Origin of the sequence: Streptomyces swartbergensis, assembly GCF_002148965.1 — a bacterium.
In the GTDB taxonomy this organism is placed as follows: Bacteria; Actinomycetota; Actinomycetes; order Streptomycetales; family Streptomycetaceae; genus Streptomyces; species Streptomyces swartbergensis.
In genome coordinates this window covers 1-16,449 of record NZ_NGFN01000032.1, presented here as the reverse complement: position 1 = coordinate 16,449, position 16,449 = coordinate 1, and the positions used below count along the sequence as shown (strand labels likewise).

The following is a 16,449-nucleotide window of genomic DNA, read 5'->3' as shown; positions in this document are numbered from 1 at the left end:
AGGGCCGTGGCTGCCGCCCCACAAACGGCTGCTGCCCCCCGGTCGCTCGGTCCGGTGCTGAGTACGAGTACTCATGCGCGCCTGGGCCCTGGTTGACAAGATCCCCGGCATGACGAGTGGCAGACGGGCGCTGACGGCCCTGCACCTCCTCCTGGTCTGGGCGGCGACGGCGGCCGCGGTGCCGATCCTCGGCTTCGGGCTGGTGATGGCGGCCTGGGGCGGCGGGGAAGGGGCGACGGTGCCGGTGTTCCTGCTGGGCGTGCCGCTGACGGTGGGTCTGCTGGCCATGGCGGGCACACCGGCGCGGACCGTGGTGCCGCTGTGCGGCTCCGTGCCGCGGCGGCTCGGCTGGGCGGCATCGGTCTTCGTCCTGGGCACGCTGGGTGTCCTGGCGGGGCTGGCCGCCTACGGTGGCGGCGTCGACCTGGGCAGCGCCCGTACCCGGATCGCACTCACGGGGGTGCCGTACGCCGTGGCCGCGGCGTTCTTCGTGCCGAACCGGTGGGTGCGGCTGGGGGCGGTGACCGTGCTGGCGGCCGGGGTGGTCTACGGGGGTTTCGTCGGGCCGGCGCAGGCGCAGCAGCGTCGGCAGGAGGCGGAGGTCGCGCGGTACCGGGAGCATGCGGACCTGCTGTACCTGGGTCCTGCGCCGCCCGGGATGCAACTGTCTCGTGCCGAGGCCCGCCCCGCCTCCTTCAGCGTCGACTACCGCGGTGTCCGGGAGGACGTGTTCTCCTACGTGGCGCTCACGGCGCGCTCGCCGCTCACACCGACGCCCCGGTGCCCCGACCTCCTGGAGAAGGGAGTCACCTGCACGGTGGACGCGCACGGTGAGATGCGCATGGTCCGCGACCTCCCCGGCGGCGAGCACGCCGTCACCCTCGTCCGCCGCTACCGGAAGGTGGAGGTCGAGGTGACCAGCCAGACCCTCGGCGAACCCGGGCTGCGTCGTCTCCTGAACACTCTTCACCCGCTCTCGGACGAGGAGCTGGAGAAACTGATGCGGGAAAAGAAGATCGACCACAGTTTCTGAGCCGACGAGTCCGACGCAGGCAGGTTCAGCCCGGGCAGCCGGAGGACGACGCCTGCCGCGCCCGCTGTGTCCACGGCCGCCGCGGTGGAGGCGTACGTCGTGCCCGTCGCCAGGCCGGTGCCGGTGTACGAGGTCGACGTCGTCGTGCCCACCTTCGTACCGCCGCGGTGGACCACGTTACGAGGCCGCGCCGTCGACCGCCGTCCAGCTCAGAGAGACGGTGGTGTCGGTGCTCCCGGTGACCGTCAGCCCCGTGGGTGCGGGCAGGGAGCCGGTGCTCCGGCCGTCGTCGAGCCCCCAGAAGCGGACGGTGTGGTAGCTGGAACAGATGGTGTCGAGGTAGTAGGTGCCCGTGCTGCCGCACTGCTCGGGGCCGTTGCCCGGGTCGACGGCGAGTCCGTGGCCCATCCCGGAGACGGAGTACACCTCGACGGCGGACCTGCCGGAGGCGTCGTCGTAGACGCTCCGTGTGGTGCCCCCGCCGAGGCTCTCGGTCCGGGAGGGCGTCTGGCCGATGCCCCGGACGTTCGTCCACTGGTCGCGCAACTCGGCTGCGTTGGCGGGCTTGACGGTGGTGTCGGCGGTGCCCTGCCAGATCGCGACGCGCGGCCAGGAGGTCGTGCCGGCAGGAGCGGCGGAGCGCACCAGGTCCCCCCATTGGGCGGGGCTCCTGTCCGGTGGGCTGTACATGCAGGTGTACGCCGCGGACACGCTGTTCGCGCAGCGTGCGGGTACTCCGGAGTCGATGGCGCCGCCCGCGAAGACGTCCGGGTACGCGGCGAGCATGTTCGCGGTCATGGCGCCGCCGGCGGACAGGCCGGTGATGTGGACCCGCCGGGTGTCGCTGCCGTACAGGGAGACCGCTTTGTCGACCATCTGCTTGATCGACAGCGCCTCTCCCTGACCGCGCGCGCTGTCGCCCGGTTGGAACCAGTTGAAGCAGGAGTTGGCGTTGTTGGCGCTGCTCGTCTGGGGGAAGACCAGGGCGAAACCGTAGGTGTCGGCGAACTTCGGCCAGCCGGAGTGCGCGTGGTAGTCACTCGCGCTCTGCGTGCAGCCGTGCAGGGCGACCACGAGCGGGGCGTCGGCCGGCAGCGCGTCGGGCGCGTAGACGTACATGGACAGGTTGCCGGGGTTGGTGCCGAAGCCGGTGACCTGGGTCAGACCCGCGGCGGACGCCTGGGGGCTCGCGGCGATCAGGCCACCGGTGAGAGCCAGAGTGCCCGCGGCGGCGGTGAGCCAGCGGCGGATGCCTCCGACGATGCGGCGGCTCCTCGTGAAACGGAACGGAGGGTGCGACTGTGCCATGACGACCGCCTCCAGATGTGGGGGAGGAATGCTTCGCGTCGCCGATACCGGACGAGGGGGCCGGTGACCGGCGTGGCGTGCATCATCTGGGCGCGCTCGCCGACCTCGGCATGGGTGGGGCGGCCATGCTTGGCGACAAGCTGTGTGACGGCGCTACATGGCCCCGCTCATGAGCCGTCGTCCAGGGCCGGAGATCGCGGGACGAGGCCTCTCCCGGCCCAGCGGCCGGGTGGTGTCGGCAGCCACCGCCAGGCGGCGGATGGTGGGCCCCAGACCCATATGTCGCGGCGAACCGTCGTCATAGCCTCCGGCGCGTCCTTGTACGCCATCGCGGAGGCACACCATGCGTCCCACCTTCCGTTCCCTGCCCCGCTCCTGGCGGCGAAGCGCTCCAGCGGCCCTCGCCCTGGCCGCCCTCACGCTCACCCCCGCGCACGCCACGGCGGCACCGGCGAACCCGGGCGGCCACTGCGACCGCCTGACCGAGGTGCGCGTACCGGGGGCCCAGCACCAGCAGGCCGCCTGCCTGGACGAGTTGACCACGGCCGGCACGATCGCCTCGGGACACACCGACCCGGCCGACTGGGCAGGGCTGACGCCGCAGTACCTGGCCGTCCCGAGCGGGGTCCCCGGCATCCAGATCGATGGCTACTTCCCCGACACCTCCACCACCAACACCAACCACGGCTGGGGGCACGACGCCCAGTTCGTCGTCCGCCTGCCCGACCGGTGGAACGGCGGTCTGGTGGTCGCGGGCACCCCCGGCAACCGCGAGCAGTACGCCAACGACCGGGCCGTCGCCGACTGGGTGCTGTCCCGCGGCTACGCCTACGCCGCCACCGACAAGGGCAACACCGGCCTCGCCTTCTACCGGGACGGCAGGATGCCGGGTGACGCCATCGCCGAGTGGAACGACCGGCTCACCCAGCTCACCCGAGCCGCCCGGGCGACGGTCGCCCGGCGCTACGACCGTCCTCCGTCACGCACTGTGGTGACCGGCATGTCCAACGGCGGATACCTGGTGCGCTGGCAGCTGGAGAACCACCCCGAGCTCTACGACGGGGGAGTCGACTGGGAGGGCACCCTGTGGCGCTCCGACGGCCCCACCCTGCTGGATTTCCTGCCCGAGGCGCTGCGCAGCTACCCCGTGTACGCAGCCGGGGGCGAGGAAGCCGGCGAGGCGCGCCAAGCCCTGCACGCCGCCGGATTCCCGGCCGGGTCCGAGTTCCTCTGGCCGTACCACCACAAGGTCTACTGGGACCTGACCCAGCGCATCTACCGCGAGGAACTGGACCCCGGCTTCGACGGGCCGACCGAGGCGGGCACGCCCTTCTGCGCGACGGGCACCCCGGCCTGTGACGCCGACTACGACTATGCGACCCGTCCCGCCGAGGTCGGAAGGGCCGTCAAGAAGATCGGACTGACCGGGCGGATCGGCAAGCCGCTGATCACCCTGCACGGCACCCTGGACGTCCTGCTGCCGATCAGCCAGGACTCCGACGTCTACGCCCGCATGGTGCGCCAGGCCGGCCGCGGCCACCTGCACCGCTACTACCGCGTCGAGGGCGGCACCCACACCGACGCCCTGGCCGACACGTACCCCGACCGACTCCGTCCGCTCACGCCGTGCCACCGTACGGCCTTCACGGCAATGGAGGTTTGGCTCGCGTCGGGCCAACGGCCGCCCACCTCCCGCACGGTCGCCCTGCCCGCCGGGAAGGATCCCGTGACCCTCGCGAACAACTGCTCCCTGTAGACGCGGGACAGCGGCGGAGCGGCGATCAGGAGACGGTGGCGGCCGGTGGGGTCCATCGGTGGCTGCGGGGTGCCGTGCTGGAGATGCCGTAGTCCTTCTTGAGCTGTTCGGGGATGGCGTAGTGCATGACGCGTCCTCTGGTCAGGGAGGACAGCTCCAGGATGGTGGTGAGGTGGCCGAGGCGGTCCAGGGCCCAGGCGCCGAACGGGGAGCGGTCTTCGATGGTTTCGAGAATGCCGAGGAGGTGGGGTACGGCCTTGACGGCGGTGTCCCACGGGGTCTTGGGCACGTCGAGCCAGTCGGCGCAGGTGTCGCCGACGAGGTGGCGGATGAGGGCGGAGACGATCGGGTCGAAGAAGGTGCCGGGCACCACGTCCTCGTAGAGGTCGATGAGCTGCCGGGTCAGGTGCGCGCCCTCCTCGGAGGGTCCCATGTGCCGGATCATGTACAGGTCGAGGAAGGTACGGGCCTCCTCCAGGGTCTTGGGGACGGCGTCCTGGTCGACGCCGAGCATGGCACCGACCACACGCCAGGCGTAGTAGTAGGCTTCGGCGCCTTCCTGTGACATGTGGATGCCGAGGCGGTGCAGGCTGTCCAGGACGAGCAGGGAGAAGAACATCTGCCCGCCGATCAGGTCCTCCTGGCAGATCGGCGTGCCCAGCGCGGTGGTGTCCCACCGGTTCTCCCGCTTGAGGTGGTGGCGGATGGAAGCGTGCAGGAGGCGCACCTTCTGGGCGGCGGGGATGAAGCGGCTGCCGGCCTCGAAGGCGTCGGGCTGCATCAGGTAGACGGTGAACTGACCCGTCTCCGCCATCCTTTTGGACGGGTACTCCAGCCCGTGGGTGGCCGACAACAGCTTGGCCACATGGGGGACGACGTAGCAGGCGGGCATGGAGGCGAACGACAGCGCGGTGGAGATGTGCACGTTGTTGTCGATGAAGAAAAGCCGGGCCTTTTCCATCTCCGCCCAGTCGACCCAGGACGGCGGAACACCCGTGGCCTCCAGGTACTCCCGGGCGACGTCGGGCAGCCCGTCCGGCAGGGGAGCGCCGGCGGTGGAGACGTAGCGCATCAGGGTGTTGAACGTGCCCACCTGGCCGCGCTCGAAGAGGGCGGCGACGGTGGCGTCGGCGAGCTCGTCACCAGCGTGCCGCAGGGCGTCCATCGATGCCTCGGTGTAGGTCACGGCGGGCTCCTTGTCTTGTCGGGACTGTCGACGACCGGCGGGAAGCGGCGGCCGGCGGGAGGCGGCGGCCGGACACGGCGCGGGGCTGCACCCACTCGGCGGTGCGAAGGTTCAGGACGGGCGGTTCGCCGCGGACTGCGCCAGTGCGGTCAGGGCGCTGGTGGCAGGTGCCGGTGCGTCCAGCTCATGGAGGGCACCGAGCGCCTGCCGGACGCGTGCGCTGATCATGTCCTCGATGCGGTCGGGTGCCTTCAGCCCGCGCATCACCTCGCGCACCGCGTTCAGCTCCTCCGCGTCCAGGTGGCGCCGGCCGAGCAGGGCGCGCAGTCGTTCGCGGTCGGCGTCGTCAGCGAGGCGCCAGGTCTCTGCCAGCAGGGCCGTGGGCCGGTTGCCGCACACGTCGTCGGCGTTGGCCTTGCCGGTGCGCTCCGGGTCTCCGAACAGGCCGAGCAGATCGTCCCGCAGCTGGAACGCCTCGCCCAGCGGCAGCCCGTACGCGGAGTAGCCCTCGCGCAGCCACCCGCCCGCGCCCGCCAGGGCGCCGCCGATCAGCAGGGGTTGCTCGACGGTGTACTTGGCGGTCTTGTAGCGGACCACCTTCAGCGACGCTGTCGTGTCCGGACCGGCTCCGGTGCCCAGAATGTCCAGGCACTCGCCGGCGACCAGCTCGCGGGCCATCACCGACCACAACGGGCGAGCCCGGGACAGGTATGCGGCAGGCAGACCGCTGGTGGTGAACAACTGCCCGGCCAGCGCCATCAGCAGGTCCCCCACCAGCATCGCCAGTGACTTCGCGGCGGCGTCGGCGCGCGGACGCCACCGCACGGCACCACGCAGGGCGACGTGCACCGTGGGCCGCCCGTGCCGCAGCGAGCTGTCGTCGATGAGGTCGTCGTGCACGACCGCGGCGGCGTGCACCAGCTCCATCGAGACCGCCGCCCGCACCAGCGCGTCGCTGTCCGGCTGTCCTACCGCGCGCCAGCCCCAGTAACAGAACGCGGCCCGCAGCCGCTTGCCGTCCGCGACGGCCCTCTCCAACTGCTCGGCCACCGGGCCCAGCAGCGGATCGATCGCCGCGAACTGGTCGGCCTCCTGCGCGACGAACCGGTGCAGCACCTCGTCGACGCGGGTCTTGAACGCGGCCGGCTCCCACCGGTCAGATCCCATCGGCGGCCTTCCGGTCCAGGGCGTGCCGGGCGAGGATCTCCAGATGGGCCGGGGGCACGGCCGCGTACCGGTCCAGCACCAAGCGCCCACGCGCCACCAGCTCGCTCTCGGCCTCCGCCGCCAGTTCCGCGGTATCCGAGCGACGCAACAGCCCCCGCACCGACCCCACGGCAGAACCCAGCGTGCTCACCGCCAGATCGGCCAGCCCGGCCACCAGCAGCACCGCCTGCTGGTCCAACCCGTCCCGACGTCCCGCTTCTCGCGTCATGCTCCCCCACCCACACACATCCGGGCGGCGCCGGTCACGCGCCGTCCTTCCGAGCATCGGGGCGAACCGGGTGCGAGAGCGCGACAACTCACCATCGAGTGATCACATCGCGCAACTGTGCGGATCGCTGTTGCTGGGAAAGTGTTCGGTCTTGATGGGGAGCGCCGGTGCGGAGGCGCTGTTCAACCCGCAGCCCCGAGCACCCCGGAACAACCTCACACCAGGCCTCTGACCCGCCTTCAAGATGACGGCAGCTCAGGATTGAGCCTGTCGGCGGGCACCCGCTCGATGCGGGTCCAGCCCCTCCAGCCCCGCTCCTCCAGGATGGCCAACAGTCGCGCGGCGCCCGGTGAGGACTCGACCATGGTCGAGTCCAGCAGGTCGACGAACTGGTCGTCGAAGCCGTCGGTACCCACCTCGCCGGCCTGCACGGCGCGAATCATCAGGCGCTCCAGGAGGTCGGCGATCTCGTCGACCCGCGGATCGTCAGCCGGCCAGTCGAGTGCCCCGCTGAGAAGGCTGTAGAGCTTCACCATGTCGGGGTCGTCCAGTTCCTCGTGCTTCTTGGCGATCACGGCGTCGATCAGGTGCGGTGCCTGGGCGGCGATCATGATCCAGGCGTCCCGTTCCATCTCGATGTACCGCTCCTCGACGCCGAGACCGCGTAGCCGGTCGAGGTAGTCCACGACGCTCTGCGGGAGCGCCAGGTGCTCTCCGGTGGCGAGCCGGACGAGCCGTCTGCGGGTGCCCTGCAACCGCCGGATCTCGGCGCGCAGTTCCTTGTCGATCTCCTGGACGCCATCGCCGAACTTCTCCGGGCCGGCGTCGAGGAGTTCCTGCACCCGGGCCAGCGGCACGCCGGCATCTGCCAGGGTGCGGATCCGGATCAGTCGCACGACCGCGGCAGCGTCGTAGATCCGGTATCCGGACTGGTCGCGTTCGGGCTCCGGCAGCAGCCCGATCTGGTGGTAGTGGCGTACCGCCCGCACCGTCACCCCGGCGTACGCCGCAAGCTGGCTGATCGTGAGCATGGGTCTCAGACTGCCTCAGGCGATCTTCCGGCGATAGGCGGCCATCGCGAAGACGTACGCCACGACGAGGATCCCGGCGCACCACGCCAGTGCGGTCCAGATGTCGTCGCCGACCGGCCGCTGGGCGAACAGATCGCGGATCGTGTTGACGATCGACGTCACCGGCTGATGCTCGGCGAACCAGCGCACCGGACCGGGCATGGTTTCCGTGGGCACGAACGCCGAGCTGATGAACGGCAGGAAGATGAGCGGGTAGGCGAACGCGCCCGCGCCCTCGACCGACGCCGCGGAGAGCCCGGGAATCACGGCGATCCAGGTCAGAGCCAGGGTGAACAGGAACAGGATGCCGGCGACCGCGAGCCATGCCGGCACTCCTGCCCCCGTGCGGAAGCCCATGAGGAGGGCGACGCCCACGACGATCACGAGCGAGATCAGGTTGGCGGCCAGGGAGGTGAGGACATGTGCCCACAGCACGCTCGACCGTGCGATCGGCAGGGACTGGAATCGCTCGAAGATCCCGCTCTTCATGTCGGTGAAGAGCCGGTACGCGGTGTAGGAGACGCCCGACGCGATCGTGATGAGCAGGATGCCGGGCAGCATGTAGTTCACGTACGAACCCGACCCTGTGTCGATCGCGCCGCCGAACACGTACACGAACATCAGCATCATGGCGACCGGCGTGATGACGGTCGTGATGACGGTGTCCATGCTGCGTGTGACATGGCGCAGGGTCCGTCCCGTGAGCACGCGGGTGTCGCCGAAGAAGTACGTGGTCATCCTTGTTCCCTAGTTGCTCGTGCCGATGGTGTCGCTCTTGTCGTCGCCGCCGATGACCGAAAGGAAGATCTCCTCCAGCGTCGGCTGCTTCTCGACGTACTCGACGCTCGCGGCCGGGAACAGCCGCTTCAGCTCGGCGAGGGTGCCGTTCGCGATGATCCGACCCTGGTGAAGGATCGCGATCCGGTCGGCCAGCTGTTCGGCCTCGTCCAGGTGCTGCGTGGTGAGCAACACCGTCGTTCCGTAGCCGGCGAGCTCCTTGACCGCATGCCACACCTCGATGCGCGCCTCGGGATCGAGCCCGGCGGTCGGCTCGTCCAGGAAGATCACCGGTGAATTCCCTATGAGACTCATCGCGATGTCCAGCCGACGGCGCATCCCACCCGAATACGTGGACACCTTCCGCCCGCCCGCGTCGGTCAGCGAGAAGCGCCTCAGCAGGTCGTCCGCGATCGCGCCCGGGTCCTTGAGGTGGCGCAGCCTGGCGACCAGAACGAGGTTCTCCCGACCGCTGAGGATCTCGTCGACGGCCGCGAACTGTCCGGTGAGGCTGAAGGACTCCCGCACGTCCGCCGGTCGCGTGGCGACGTCGAAGCCATTGACGCTCGCCGTCCCCCCGTCGGCCTTCAGGAGCGTGGCGAGGATCCTCACGACCGTGGTCTTGCCCGCCCCGTTGGAACCGAGCAGGGCGAAGATGCTGCCCCGCGCCACGTCGAAGTCCACGCCGCGCAGCACCTCCAACTTCCCGTATGACTTCTCAAGTCCCCGCACGCGAATCACCGGACCGGCGATCGATTGGGCCACCATGGTCATCTGTCTCCTCCCTTGCGGAGCTGTTCCAGCCGACTGCGAGGAAGCTCCTGCCGGAAGGATGGAGGGTTGACCCAGCGTCAAGGTCAAGCCGGCCCCGACCACGCATCCAGATCCCCGGCGCTGGTGCGGGTCGTCCCGTGATGGGGAGTGTCGGGCAAGATGTGGTTCGGTGGGGTTATCGCCTGATGCTCCGGTGCCATCGAATCTCGCCTTCGTGCCATTCGTCGGTGGGCGTGAGCCCGGCGGCGGTGGCGACGGCGGCGGATGCCTGATGGGCGGGATGGATGTGCGCGACGACGGTCTGCACCGGCTGCCGGCTGAGCCAGTCGACGAGTCCTCGGGCGGCTTCGGTGGCGATGCCTCTTCCCTGCCACGGCGTTCCCGTCACCCAGGCGATCTCGGCGAGGAGGTCGTGGCCGGAGTGTCTGATCGTCGCCTGGACCGTGCCCGTCAGGCATCCCTCATCACGGAGGCGGATCACCCAGTTCAGCCAGGAGACGGCCGGATCGGGAGAGCCCGCGATCATGCGCTGGTAGCGCGAGCGCAGAGCTTGCGGGGTGTCCGGGGCGCCGCCGATGAAGGCGTACAGAGCCGGATCGGACAGCACCCCGGCCATCTCCTCGGCGTGCTCGACGTGAAGCGGCAGCAGGTCCAGTCGCCGAGTGCTGATGGCCTGGGCCGCGATGGTGCTCACGCCGCAACCGTCTCGGGGCGTGCGGCGAGGTGCCCGCGTTCGAAGCGGGCTCCGGCCCGGACCAGGGCGACGAGGTCGGGCGCATGGACGGCCCGCCACCGCTGCTGGGCGGATTCAACGAGCTCGAAGACCAAGGCGAGCGCGGCGGCTGCGCGGCCGGCGGCCTCGGTGACAGTCGCCCTCAGCCGGACGGTGGCGAAGGCCGACTCGATGGGGTTCATGGTGCGCAATGGAATCCAAAGCTCGGCGGGGAAGTCGTCGAACGCCGGCAACTCGTCGGCGCCGTCGGTGATCTTATTGACGCTCGGATGCCCCCATGCCCCGGCGCCGACCCGACGCGAGGACCAGAGGGCAGCCCCGCCCACCTGACATGCTTCCGCATTCCCCGGGTCGCCAGGGGCACGAGGGTGGAGGTACAGCGCACGAACCGCCACGGGCCGGCTGTCACCCAATGGCCTGAACGGGCCTTACTGGTGCACCAGCGGATGGGCAGCATCGTTTCTGCGGCTCCGTCGACCAGAAACACACAGGAGCCACCTTGCAGGACCGGCACAGGAATGCTGGTCCGCCAGTTGAGGGGGAATTCGTGAAGACAGCCACGCGAATCGCCGCAGGCGTGTTCTCGGTCGCCGCCATCGGCGGCAGTCTGATGATCGCGCCGACCGCACAGGCCGCGCCCACGTCCTGCTACGGCAGCGCGAAGTCGTTCTCCAAGCCGGCGGGCGACCGCTGGTACCCGGCCAACGGGTCCGGCCGACTCACCACGACGAGCAATTGCGCGGACATCAACATCAAGCCCAACCAAACCACTCAGATCGCCGTCTGCTTCTACCCGTCCTCAGGCGGCTCCCAGTGCCAGCCTTCCTTCAAGACCGCACCGGCAGGCCAGTGGACCGTAGTCGCCACTGACGTGAGGGACGGCACTCGTTTCATCTTCGACTTCGCGGGGACCGCAGCCAAGTCCGGCGTCTGGGCGGCCTGACCCGACTCGGGAGTCGTGCGATCAAGCACGTTCGGGGCTCCGCCCCAGTACCCCGGCCCCTCTCTCGGAGGGCCGGGGTACTCCGGTGATGCGGATGTACAGGTGGGGAAGCAGGTAGTCCGGACCGGGCTTCCCGTAGCGGTCCTCATCGACTCTGCATGAGCCCTGCTGGAAAAGGCCGTTGAACAGTAGCTTGGATGAATCCGGTCGACCGGAACGCACCGTGGAGGCAACCATGGGCGAGTGACGTCGACCGAAGCAGCAGCAATCGCTCTACAGGACCATGCCGCCCTCTGGAGCATGGGAGAAATCCGTGCGAGCGATGTGGTCAATGCCGCCTGTGATGCGCTCGTCGCCGGACTCGACACCCCTGGCCTTCGGATCCTCGCCGCCTGCACACGCGCCGAAGCGGACTACGACGTCCCCGAGTTGCTTCCCGAAGCGCTCGACGAACTCGGCCTCACCTGCTACCCGGTCACCAGCGATGCCGGCCGAGAGGGCGTCGCCCGAGCGCTCGCACGTCGTATGCTCGCCGGCGAGCTGACACCACGGGACCTCACATCCCGTGTTCACCAGCGCTACGGACATGAACTGCCCCTGACCGAGCGGCTCGCCGAGCTCGATGACGAGTACGACGTCCTCGAATATGGCAACGCGACTGTGGACCAGGTCGATGCCGAGGTCACGGCCGAAGCCCGCCGCCTCGTAGCCCACCCCCACGCTCCAGCCGAACAGGCTTGAGTTTCGCCCGTCGTGCTACTGCGGCTCTCTGCCGCCGACTTGGTATGGTGCGCAGGTTCACCGCTTGGAGAGTCAGGGCAACTCAGCGCTCAGGGGAGAGGGGCCAGGCGACGATGCAGGCGTCGGAGGTCCCGCGTGCGGTGGCCGCGGCCATGTCGACCGCCTCTTCACTTGGCCTGACAGTCGACGACGCGATCGTTCTTCAAGACTCGAACAAGCTCACTCTGCGTCTGCTGCCTTGCGACTCCCTGGCCCGGGTGGCACCTGTAGCGGATCAGGTCGCGCAGTTCGAAGTTGAGCTTGCTCAGCGGCTCACCGAGTCCGGTTGCCCTGTCGCTGCCCTCGAGCCTCGAGTGGAGCCACGCGTCCATGAGCGGGATGGCTTCGTGGTCACGCTATGGACCTACTACGAATCCGTGACACCCCAAGAGGTCTCACCAGCCGACTACGCCCATGCCCTCGCGCGGCTGCACGCCGGCATGCGCAAGCTCGATGTCCCGACGCCGCGCTTCACGGATCGAGTCGAGCAGGCTCGACAACTCGTGGCGAACCGCGACCGCACTCCGGCGCTCGCCGATACGGACCGGGAACTGCTCCTCGACACGCTAGGAAGCCTGGGACGAGCGATCGGCGAGCGCGGCGGCGCCGAGCAACTGCTGCACGGCGAGCCGCACCCGGGCAACGTGCTCACCACGGAGAACGGGCTGCTGTTCATAGACCTTGAGACGTGTTGCCGTGGTCCCGTCGAATTCGACCTCGCCCATGCGCCCGAAGAAGTCGGCGAGCACTATCCGGATGTCGATCAGGACTTGCTGCGCGAGTGCCGGATCCTCGTGCTGGCGGTGATCACAACGTGGCGCTGGGATCGAGGCGACCAATTCCCGGACGGGCGCCGACTGGGCACAGAGTGGCTCAGCCGGATCCGAGCAGCACTCGATCGCAACGGCTTGGAGTGATCTGGCCACGAAGATCGCCGGGGCAACCCTCACCAGCGCGTTCCGGGACGCAACCTTGGGGACACCTCGCGCATCGAACGTGCATGAACCCTCATCGCACGGTGTTCGGGGCAACGCTGGCCGCCGTGGTGCTCGCCCTGGCGCCCAGTGCGGTCGCCGCAGGCCACGGTCCGTCCATGACGCCGTCGACACCGTCCCCTTTGCCGACTCAGGCGTACGCGACGATCAACGCCGACGAGCGGATCAACGTAGGGGCGGGGGCGCAGTCGGCCACCGTGGACTGGATGTTCTGGGACGGCGGGGCGCAGGTCCCCGTTCCCGAGAACGACTCGCTCGTCATCGATGCGCGTGACCTGGCCGGCATCGCGAGCGTCGAGGTCGACGACCCGCGGTGCAAGGAAGACCTGCGGGTCGTCACCTGCGTCAACAGGGACGCCTCGCAGAGCCGTTCGGTCGAGTTCACCCTGCGTGCGGACCCGGGCGCCGCACCCGGCGTGAGCGGCACGATCGGATACACCCTCTCCGCCGACCATGCCACCGGCGCCACTGCGAAGGCGAAGGTGGTCGTCGGCACCCCGAACCTGGTCGTCGGCCGGGTGCCGGACGTGACGAACGCCGGGATCGGTTCCCGGATCAATGTGCCGCTCCGGCTGCGCAACACCGGCGATCTGGCCACCGACCGGCGCATCATGCTGCGTTGGGAATCGGTGGGCGGTCTGGTCTTCGACCGTGAGTTCTCCAACTGCGCCTACGGCGAAGGCGATGATCCCGGCGAACCCGGCAGCCAGGCATCCGTCACGTGCGTCTTCCCGATCTCCTCGGACTCCGTGCCCGCGGGGGGCACCGTGGAGCTGAGCAGCCCCCTGGCCGCGACGGTCGGCAAGCGCGTCCTGACCGCCGTGACCGACTACTCGGTCCGCCTGCTGAAGCCGCGCGAACAACCCGGCGGCGGCAGTCACCAGGGCACCGGACCGGCGCTCACCCTGGTGCGGGCGTCCGGACCAGGAGGCGGATTCGAGAACGGTGCCGAGGGCCGGTTCACCGTCGCGGCCGACAACTCCGCGGATCTCGCGGCCGATGCCACGACAGAACCCGGACGCGGGGCGGGCGAATGGACCCTGGCCATCAACGCCGTCAACCACGGACCGGCCTCCGCGTACGGGATCGACGACAAGGCCGTCGCCGTGGTCGACGTCGCCCTGCCCAAGGGTGTGGTCGTGACCGGCACCGCTCACATGGAGGAGGAGGACAGCCCTTACGGCCCCTGCCTTCTCAGGGTCAGCAGCACCACGACAGCGCCTTTCGAGGCGGGCCACCGGCATTACGTGTGCACCGTGCCGTTCGGTATCACCGCCGGCAAGAGCCGGCTGTTCGAACTGCGGGTGAAGTCGGCCGAGGGCTACGACGGCGCCAAGGGCACGGCGACCGTGCGTCCCGGCCCGGCCGGCATCCCCCTTCACGACCCGGACACCTCCAACGACAGGGTCACCTTCGCCTTCGGCACGCCGGCCACACCGACCGCGGCGGCATCGCCCGGCGGCAATCCGGCCGCCACGGGCGCGGGTCGTACCCTCATCGCCACCGCAGCCGGGGCTGCTCTGCTGGGCGCCGTCGTCCTCGTCGTCCGCCGCCGCGGGCGTACCCACTGAAACGCCGCACGATTGACTCAAGGGAGGCAACGCAGCGCCAGCCCGTACGGCCTCTGTACTGCGCTGGGCCCAGGGGTCGGTGATCTGTCTCAGGAGAGTCAGTGCCTCGCGCAGCTGCTTCATCCGCCGCTTGCCGATGTGCTGCTCCCACTCCTTCTCCACCTCGGCGACCACCGCGTCGGCGATTTCCTTGGCCGCCCAGGCCTTCTCCGCACCGCAGACCAGGCGGGCCCGCTTGTCGGTCGGATCGGGTACGCGGGTGACGTAGCCCGCCTTCTCCAGCTGGTCGACGAGGAAGCCCGCGGTCTGTTTGGTGATCTGGGCCTGTTCGGCGAGTTCGGTGAGGCGGGTGCCGTGGGGGCCGATGCGCTGCATGACCTGGGCCTGGGCGGGCGTGAAATCGTCGAAACCGGCTTCGGCGAGCGCGGCGAAGACGCGGTTCTCCAGGGCCCGGTAAGGCAGGAACCGGAGCACGCCCGTGTTGGGCTCGCTGTCCGTCACCATCGGAGCGGCCCGTCACCGAGATCGTCGCGGACCTCCGCTCGATCGCCGGCTCCCGCCGGCTCGCACCGACCACCTCACCCCGCGAGCCGCTCCTCGACCTCCTCGTCCACGGCCAGGACATCGCCCTCGTGCTCGGCCGCACGCGCGAGATGCCCCGGGCCGCCGCCCGTGACGCCGCCGACCGCGTATGGACCATGCGCTTCCCGCCCCGCCCTTGGCCCCTGCCGAAGGCCCGGCTCGTCGCCACCGACATCGAGTTCACGCGCGGCGACGGTCCGGAGGTGCGCGGTCCTGTCGCGGCCCTGCTCCTGCTGCTCACCGGCCGTCCGGAGGCAGCCCGTGAGTGGGCCGAGCGCACAGGGGAGGCGTGGACCGGCGTCACGACTCCCGCGTGACACCTTCCGCCTCTGGAGCGGCGCCCGCCGGCGCCCCCTGCCCTTCGACGTCACTCCGCACCGGCTCCGCTTCCGGACATGCCCATTCCACCGGATGCCGGACCACCCCGTGTGAGCGGGCGGGCAACGTGGGACCGATGCTGCATGCGCAAGGTGATCACCGGTGACGACGGGCCGTGGTCCTGGGCGACCGGAAACGGAGCGGAGGGGTGCAGCACAGGCACCGTGCCGCACCCACGCACGGTGTCCCGTGCCCTCGGTGATGCGGTCTGCCCGGCACTGGACGCGGAGAGGCGATGCCCGTGACCGCCGGCACGGCCCCGGCGCGCCCCGGGCCACCGCGTGCGCTCGCGCTGCTCGCCGCCGCCCACGCAGGGCCCGCTCTGGCCGTCACCGCCGTCACGGGCCTGCTGGCGCTCCGCGCCGCCCTGCACCCGATGGACGCCGCCGCCGTCACCGCGGCGGTGTTCACCGGGCAGCTCACGATCGGCTGGGGCAACGACCTGCTCGACCTCTCGCGCGATCGCGCCGTGGGACGCACCGACAAGCCGTTGGTCGCCGGTTCCCTCCCGGTCGGCTGGGTGGCGCGCGCCCTCGTCGTGGCCGCTGTCGCCTCCCTCGTGCTGTCCGCGCTCGCCGGCTGGCGCAGCGCACTGGTCAACGTCGTCCTCGCCACCGGCGCGGGTCATGCCTACAACTTCGGGCTCAAGGCGACCCGCTGGTCATGGGTGCCGTACACGTGCGGCTTCGGCATGCTGCCCTCGGTCGTCACCCTCGCTGCCTCACCGCCTCACTGGGCGCCCTGGTGGATGACCGCCGCCGGCGCCGCGCTCGGCGTCGGCGCGCATCTGCTCAACGTGCTGCCCGACCTCGCCGACGACGAAGCCACCGGGGTCCGCGGCCTGCCGCACCGGATCGGCGAACGTCCCTCGCGCGCCCTGGCCGCCGTGCTGCTCACCGCCGCCTCGCTGCTCGCCGTGACCGCTCCGGCCGGATCCCCTCCGGCATGGGCATGGACGGCACTGGCACTGGTCACCGTCCTCGCGGTGCTCACCTGGTTCGGCCGCGGGCGCGCTCCCTTCCGTGCCGCGGTGACCATCGCCCTGCTCGACGTCGTGCTGCTGACGGTCGCCTGATGGCACCGGCAGACACTGCGCCGGCCGGCGCAGTGTCTGCCGGTGCCATCAGG

General features: G+C 70.1%; 14 protein-coding genes and 4 pseudogenes. 8 read left to right on the top strand and 10 right to left on the bottom strand.

Annotated elements, in window-relative coordinates:
* The first annotated feature begins 109 nt into the window (after nucleotides 1–109).
* Nucleotides 110–1,033 carry a hypothetical protein gene (locus tag CA983_RS08155; RefSeq protein ID WP_086600213.1) on the top strand — a complete coding sequence of 308 codons (924 nt, stop codon included), beginning with the start codon at nucleotides 110–112 and terminating at the stop codon, nucleotides 1,031–1,033.
* Here the strand turns inward: CA983_RS08155 and CA983_RS08150 are convergent.
* A pseudogene (locus tag CA983_RS08150) lies at nucleotides 967–2,341 on the bottom strand (extracellular catalytic domain type 1 short-chain-length polyhydroxyalkanoate depolymerase). The gene CA983_RS08155 and the pseudogene CA983_RS08150 sit on opposite strands and share 67 nt — an antisense overlap.
* A 343-nt stretch (nucleotides 2,342–2,684) precedes the next feature.
* Here CA983_RS08150 and CA983_RS08145 point away from each other — a divergent pair.
* On the top strand, nucleotides 2,685–4,097 hold the full coding sequence (locus tag CA983_RS08145; protein WP_086600197.1) for a 3-hydroxybutyrate oligomer hydrolase family protein: 1,413 nt from the start codon (nucleotides 2,685–2,687) through the stop codon (nucleotides 4,095–4,097).
* A 25-nt stretch (nucleotides 4,098–4,122) separates the two neighbouring features.
* On the opposite strand, the gene CA983_RS08140 is transcribed toward CA983_RS08145, so the two are convergent.
* The 8 genes and pseudogenes from CA983_RS08140 to CA983_RS08105 form a co-directional block, all read right to left on the bottom strand.
* The gene (locus CA983_RS08140) at nucleotides 4,123–5,283 is read right to left on the bottom strand and encodes an oxygenase MpaB family protein (protein WP_086600196.1); all 1,161 of its coding nucleotides are present in this window, start codon (nucleotides 5,281–5,283) and stop codon (nucleotides 4,123–4,125) included.
* A 111-nt stretch (nucleotides 5,284–5,394) separates the two neighbouring features.
* The gene (locus CA983_RS08135) at nucleotides 5,395–6,450 is read right to left on the bottom strand and encodes a polyprenyl synthetase family protein (RefSeq protein ID WP_086600195.1); all 1,056 of its coding nucleotides are present in this window, start codon (nucleotides 6,448–6,450) and stop codon (nucleotides 5,395–5,397) included.
* Nucleotides 6,440–6,718: a polyprenyl synthetase gene (locus CA983_RS08130; protein ID WP_086600212.1), complete on the bottom strand. Its 279-nt coding sequence runs from the start codon at nucleotides 6,716–6,718 to the stop codon at nucleotides 6,440–6,442. Before CA983_RS08130 ends, CA983_RS08135 begins: the two co-directional genes overlap by 11 nt.
* Nucleotides 6,719–6,957: 239 nt before the next feature.
* On the bottom strand, nucleotides 6,958–7,749 hold the full coding sequence (locus tag CA983_RS08125; protein WP_086600194.1) for a MerR family transcriptional regulator: 792 nt from the start codon (nucleotides 7,747–7,749) through the stop codon (nucleotides 6,958–6,960).
* A gap of 15 nt (nucleotides 7,750–7,764) precedes the next feature.
* Nucleotides 7,765–8,526 (bottom strand): ABC transporter permease, encoded by a 762-nt coding sequence (locus CA983_RS08120; RefSeq protein WP_086600193.1) that lies wholly within the window; start codon nucleotides 8,524–8,526, stop codon nucleotides 7,765–7,767.
* A 9-nt stretch (nucleotides 8,527–8,535) separates the two neighbouring features.
* Complete coding sequence (locus CA983_RS08115) at nucleotides 8,536–9,333, bottom strand: ABC transporter ATP-binding protein (protein WP_086600211.1); 798 nt, start codon at nucleotides 9,331–9,333, stop codon at nucleotides 8,536–8,538.
* A gap of 181 nt (nucleotides 9,334–9,514) precedes the next feature.
* Complete coding sequence (locus tag CA983_RS08110) at nucleotides 9,515–10,033, bottom strand: GNAT family N-acetyltransferase (RefSeq protein ID WP_086600192.1); 519 nt, start codon at nucleotides 10,031–10,033, stop codon at nucleotides 9,515–9,517.
* A pseudogene (locus tag CA983_RS08105) lies at nucleotides 10,030–10,338 on the bottom strand (IS256 family transposase); the annotation flags it as partial. The pseudogene CA983_RS08105 and the gene CA983_RS08110, both read right to left, overlap by 4 nt.
* A gap of 281 nt (nucleotides 10,339–10,619) precedes the next feature.
* Here CA983_RS08105 and CA983_RS08100 point away from each other — a divergent pair.
* The 4 genes from CA983_RS08100 (at nucleotide 10,620) to CA983_RS08085 (ending at nucleotide 14,361) form a co-directional block, all read left to right on the top strand.
* Nucleotides 10,620–11,015 carry a hypothetical protein gene (locus CA983_RS08100; RefSeq protein WP_086600191.1) on the top strand — a complete coding sequence of 132 codons (396 nt, stop codon included), beginning with the start codon at nucleotides 10,620–10,622 and terminating at the stop codon, nucleotides 11,013–11,015.
* 243 nt (nucleotides 11,016–11,258) lie between these two features.
* Nucleotides 11,259–11,756, top strand: coding sequence for a hypothetical protein (locus CA983_RS08095; RefSeq protein WP_244206727.1), 498 nt, complete (start codon nucleotides 11,259–11,261; stop codon nucleotides 11,754–11,756).
* Between the two features lie 113 nt (nucleotides 11,757–11,869).
* Nucleotides 11,870–12,712, top strand: a complete 843-nt coding sequence (locus tag CA983_RS08090) for a phosphotransferase enzyme family protein (RefSeq protein WP_086600189.1) — start codon at nucleotides 11,870–11,872, stop codon at nucleotides 12,710–12,712.
* An 83-nt stretch (nucleotides 12,713–12,795) separates the two neighbouring features.
* A complete protein-coding gene (locus tag CA983_RS08085) occupies nucleotides 12,796–14,361 on the top strand; it encodes a COG1361 family protein (protein WP_086600188.1) in 1,566 nt (521 codons plus the stop codon).
* A 66-nt stretch (nucleotides 14,362–14,427) separates the two neighbouring features.
* Here the strand turns inward: CA983_RS08085 and CA983_RS08080 are convergent.
* Nucleotides 14,428–14,865: pseudogene (locus CA983_RS08080) on the bottom strand (MarR family winged helix-turn-helix transcriptional regulator); the annotation flags it as partial.
* Nucleotides 14,866–14,873: 8 nt separating this feature from the next.
* On the opposite strand from CA983_RS08080, the pseudogene CA983_RS08075 reads away from it, so the two are divergent.
* Nucleotides 14,874–15,260, top strand: a pseudogene (locus CA983_RS08075) (maleylpyruvate isomerase mycothiol-dependent enzyme family protein); the annotation flags it as partial.
* Between the two features lie 296 nt (nucleotides 15,261–15,556).
* Nucleotides 15,557–16,396, top strand: a complete 840-nt coding sequence (locus CA983_RS08070) for a UbiA family prenyltransferase (RefSeq protein WP_086600187.1) — start codon at nucleotides 15,557–15,559, stop codon at nucleotides 16,394–16,396.
* Nucleotides 16,397–16,449 lie beyond the last annotated feature (53 nt).

Excerpts from the sequence above, each read along its gene's own strand:
- CA983_RS08090 (WP_086600189.1), top strand. The coding sequence starts at position 11,870 with ATGCAGGCGTCGGAGGTCCCGCGTGCGGTGGCCGCGGCCATGTCGACC.
- CA983_RS08115 (WP_086600211.1), bottom strand. The coding sequence starts at position 9,333 with ATGGTGGCCCAATCGATCGCCGGTCCGGTGATTCGCGTGCGGGGACTT.
- CA983_RS08125 (WP_086600194.1), bottom strand. The coding sequence starts at position 7,749 with ATGCTCACGATCAGCCAGCTTGCGGCGTACGCCGGGGTGACGGTGCGG.
- CA983_RS08130 (WP_086600212.1), bottom strand. The coding sequence starts at position 6,718 with ATGACGCGAGAAGCGGGACGTCGGGACGGGTTGGACCAGCAGGCGGTG.
- CA983_RS08145 (WP_086600197.1), top strand. The coding sequence starts at position 2,685 with ATGCGTCCCACCTTCCGTTCCCTGCCCCGCTCCTGGCGGCGAAGCGCT.
- CA983_RS08120 (WP_086600193.1), bottom strand. The coding sequence starts at position 8,526 with ATGACCACGTACTTCTTCGGCGACACCCGCGTGCTCACGGGACGGACC.
- CA983_RS08155 (WP_086600213.1), top strand. The coding sequence starts at position 110 with ATGACGAGTGGCAGACGGGCGCTGACGGCCCTGCACCTCCTCCTGGTC.
- CA983_RS08070 (WP_086600187.1), top strand. The coding sequence starts at position 15,557 with ATGCCCGTGACCGCCGGCACGGCCCCGGCGCGCCCCGGGCCACCGCGT.
- CA983_RS08135 (WP_086600195.1), bottom strand. The coding sequence starts at position 6,450 with ATGGGATCTGACCGGTGGGAGCCGGCCGCGTTCAAGACCCGCGTCGAC.
- CA983_RS08085 (WP_086600188.1), top strand. The coding sequence starts at position 12,796 with ATGAACCCTCATCGCACGGTGTTCGGGGCAACGCTGGCCGCCGTGGTG.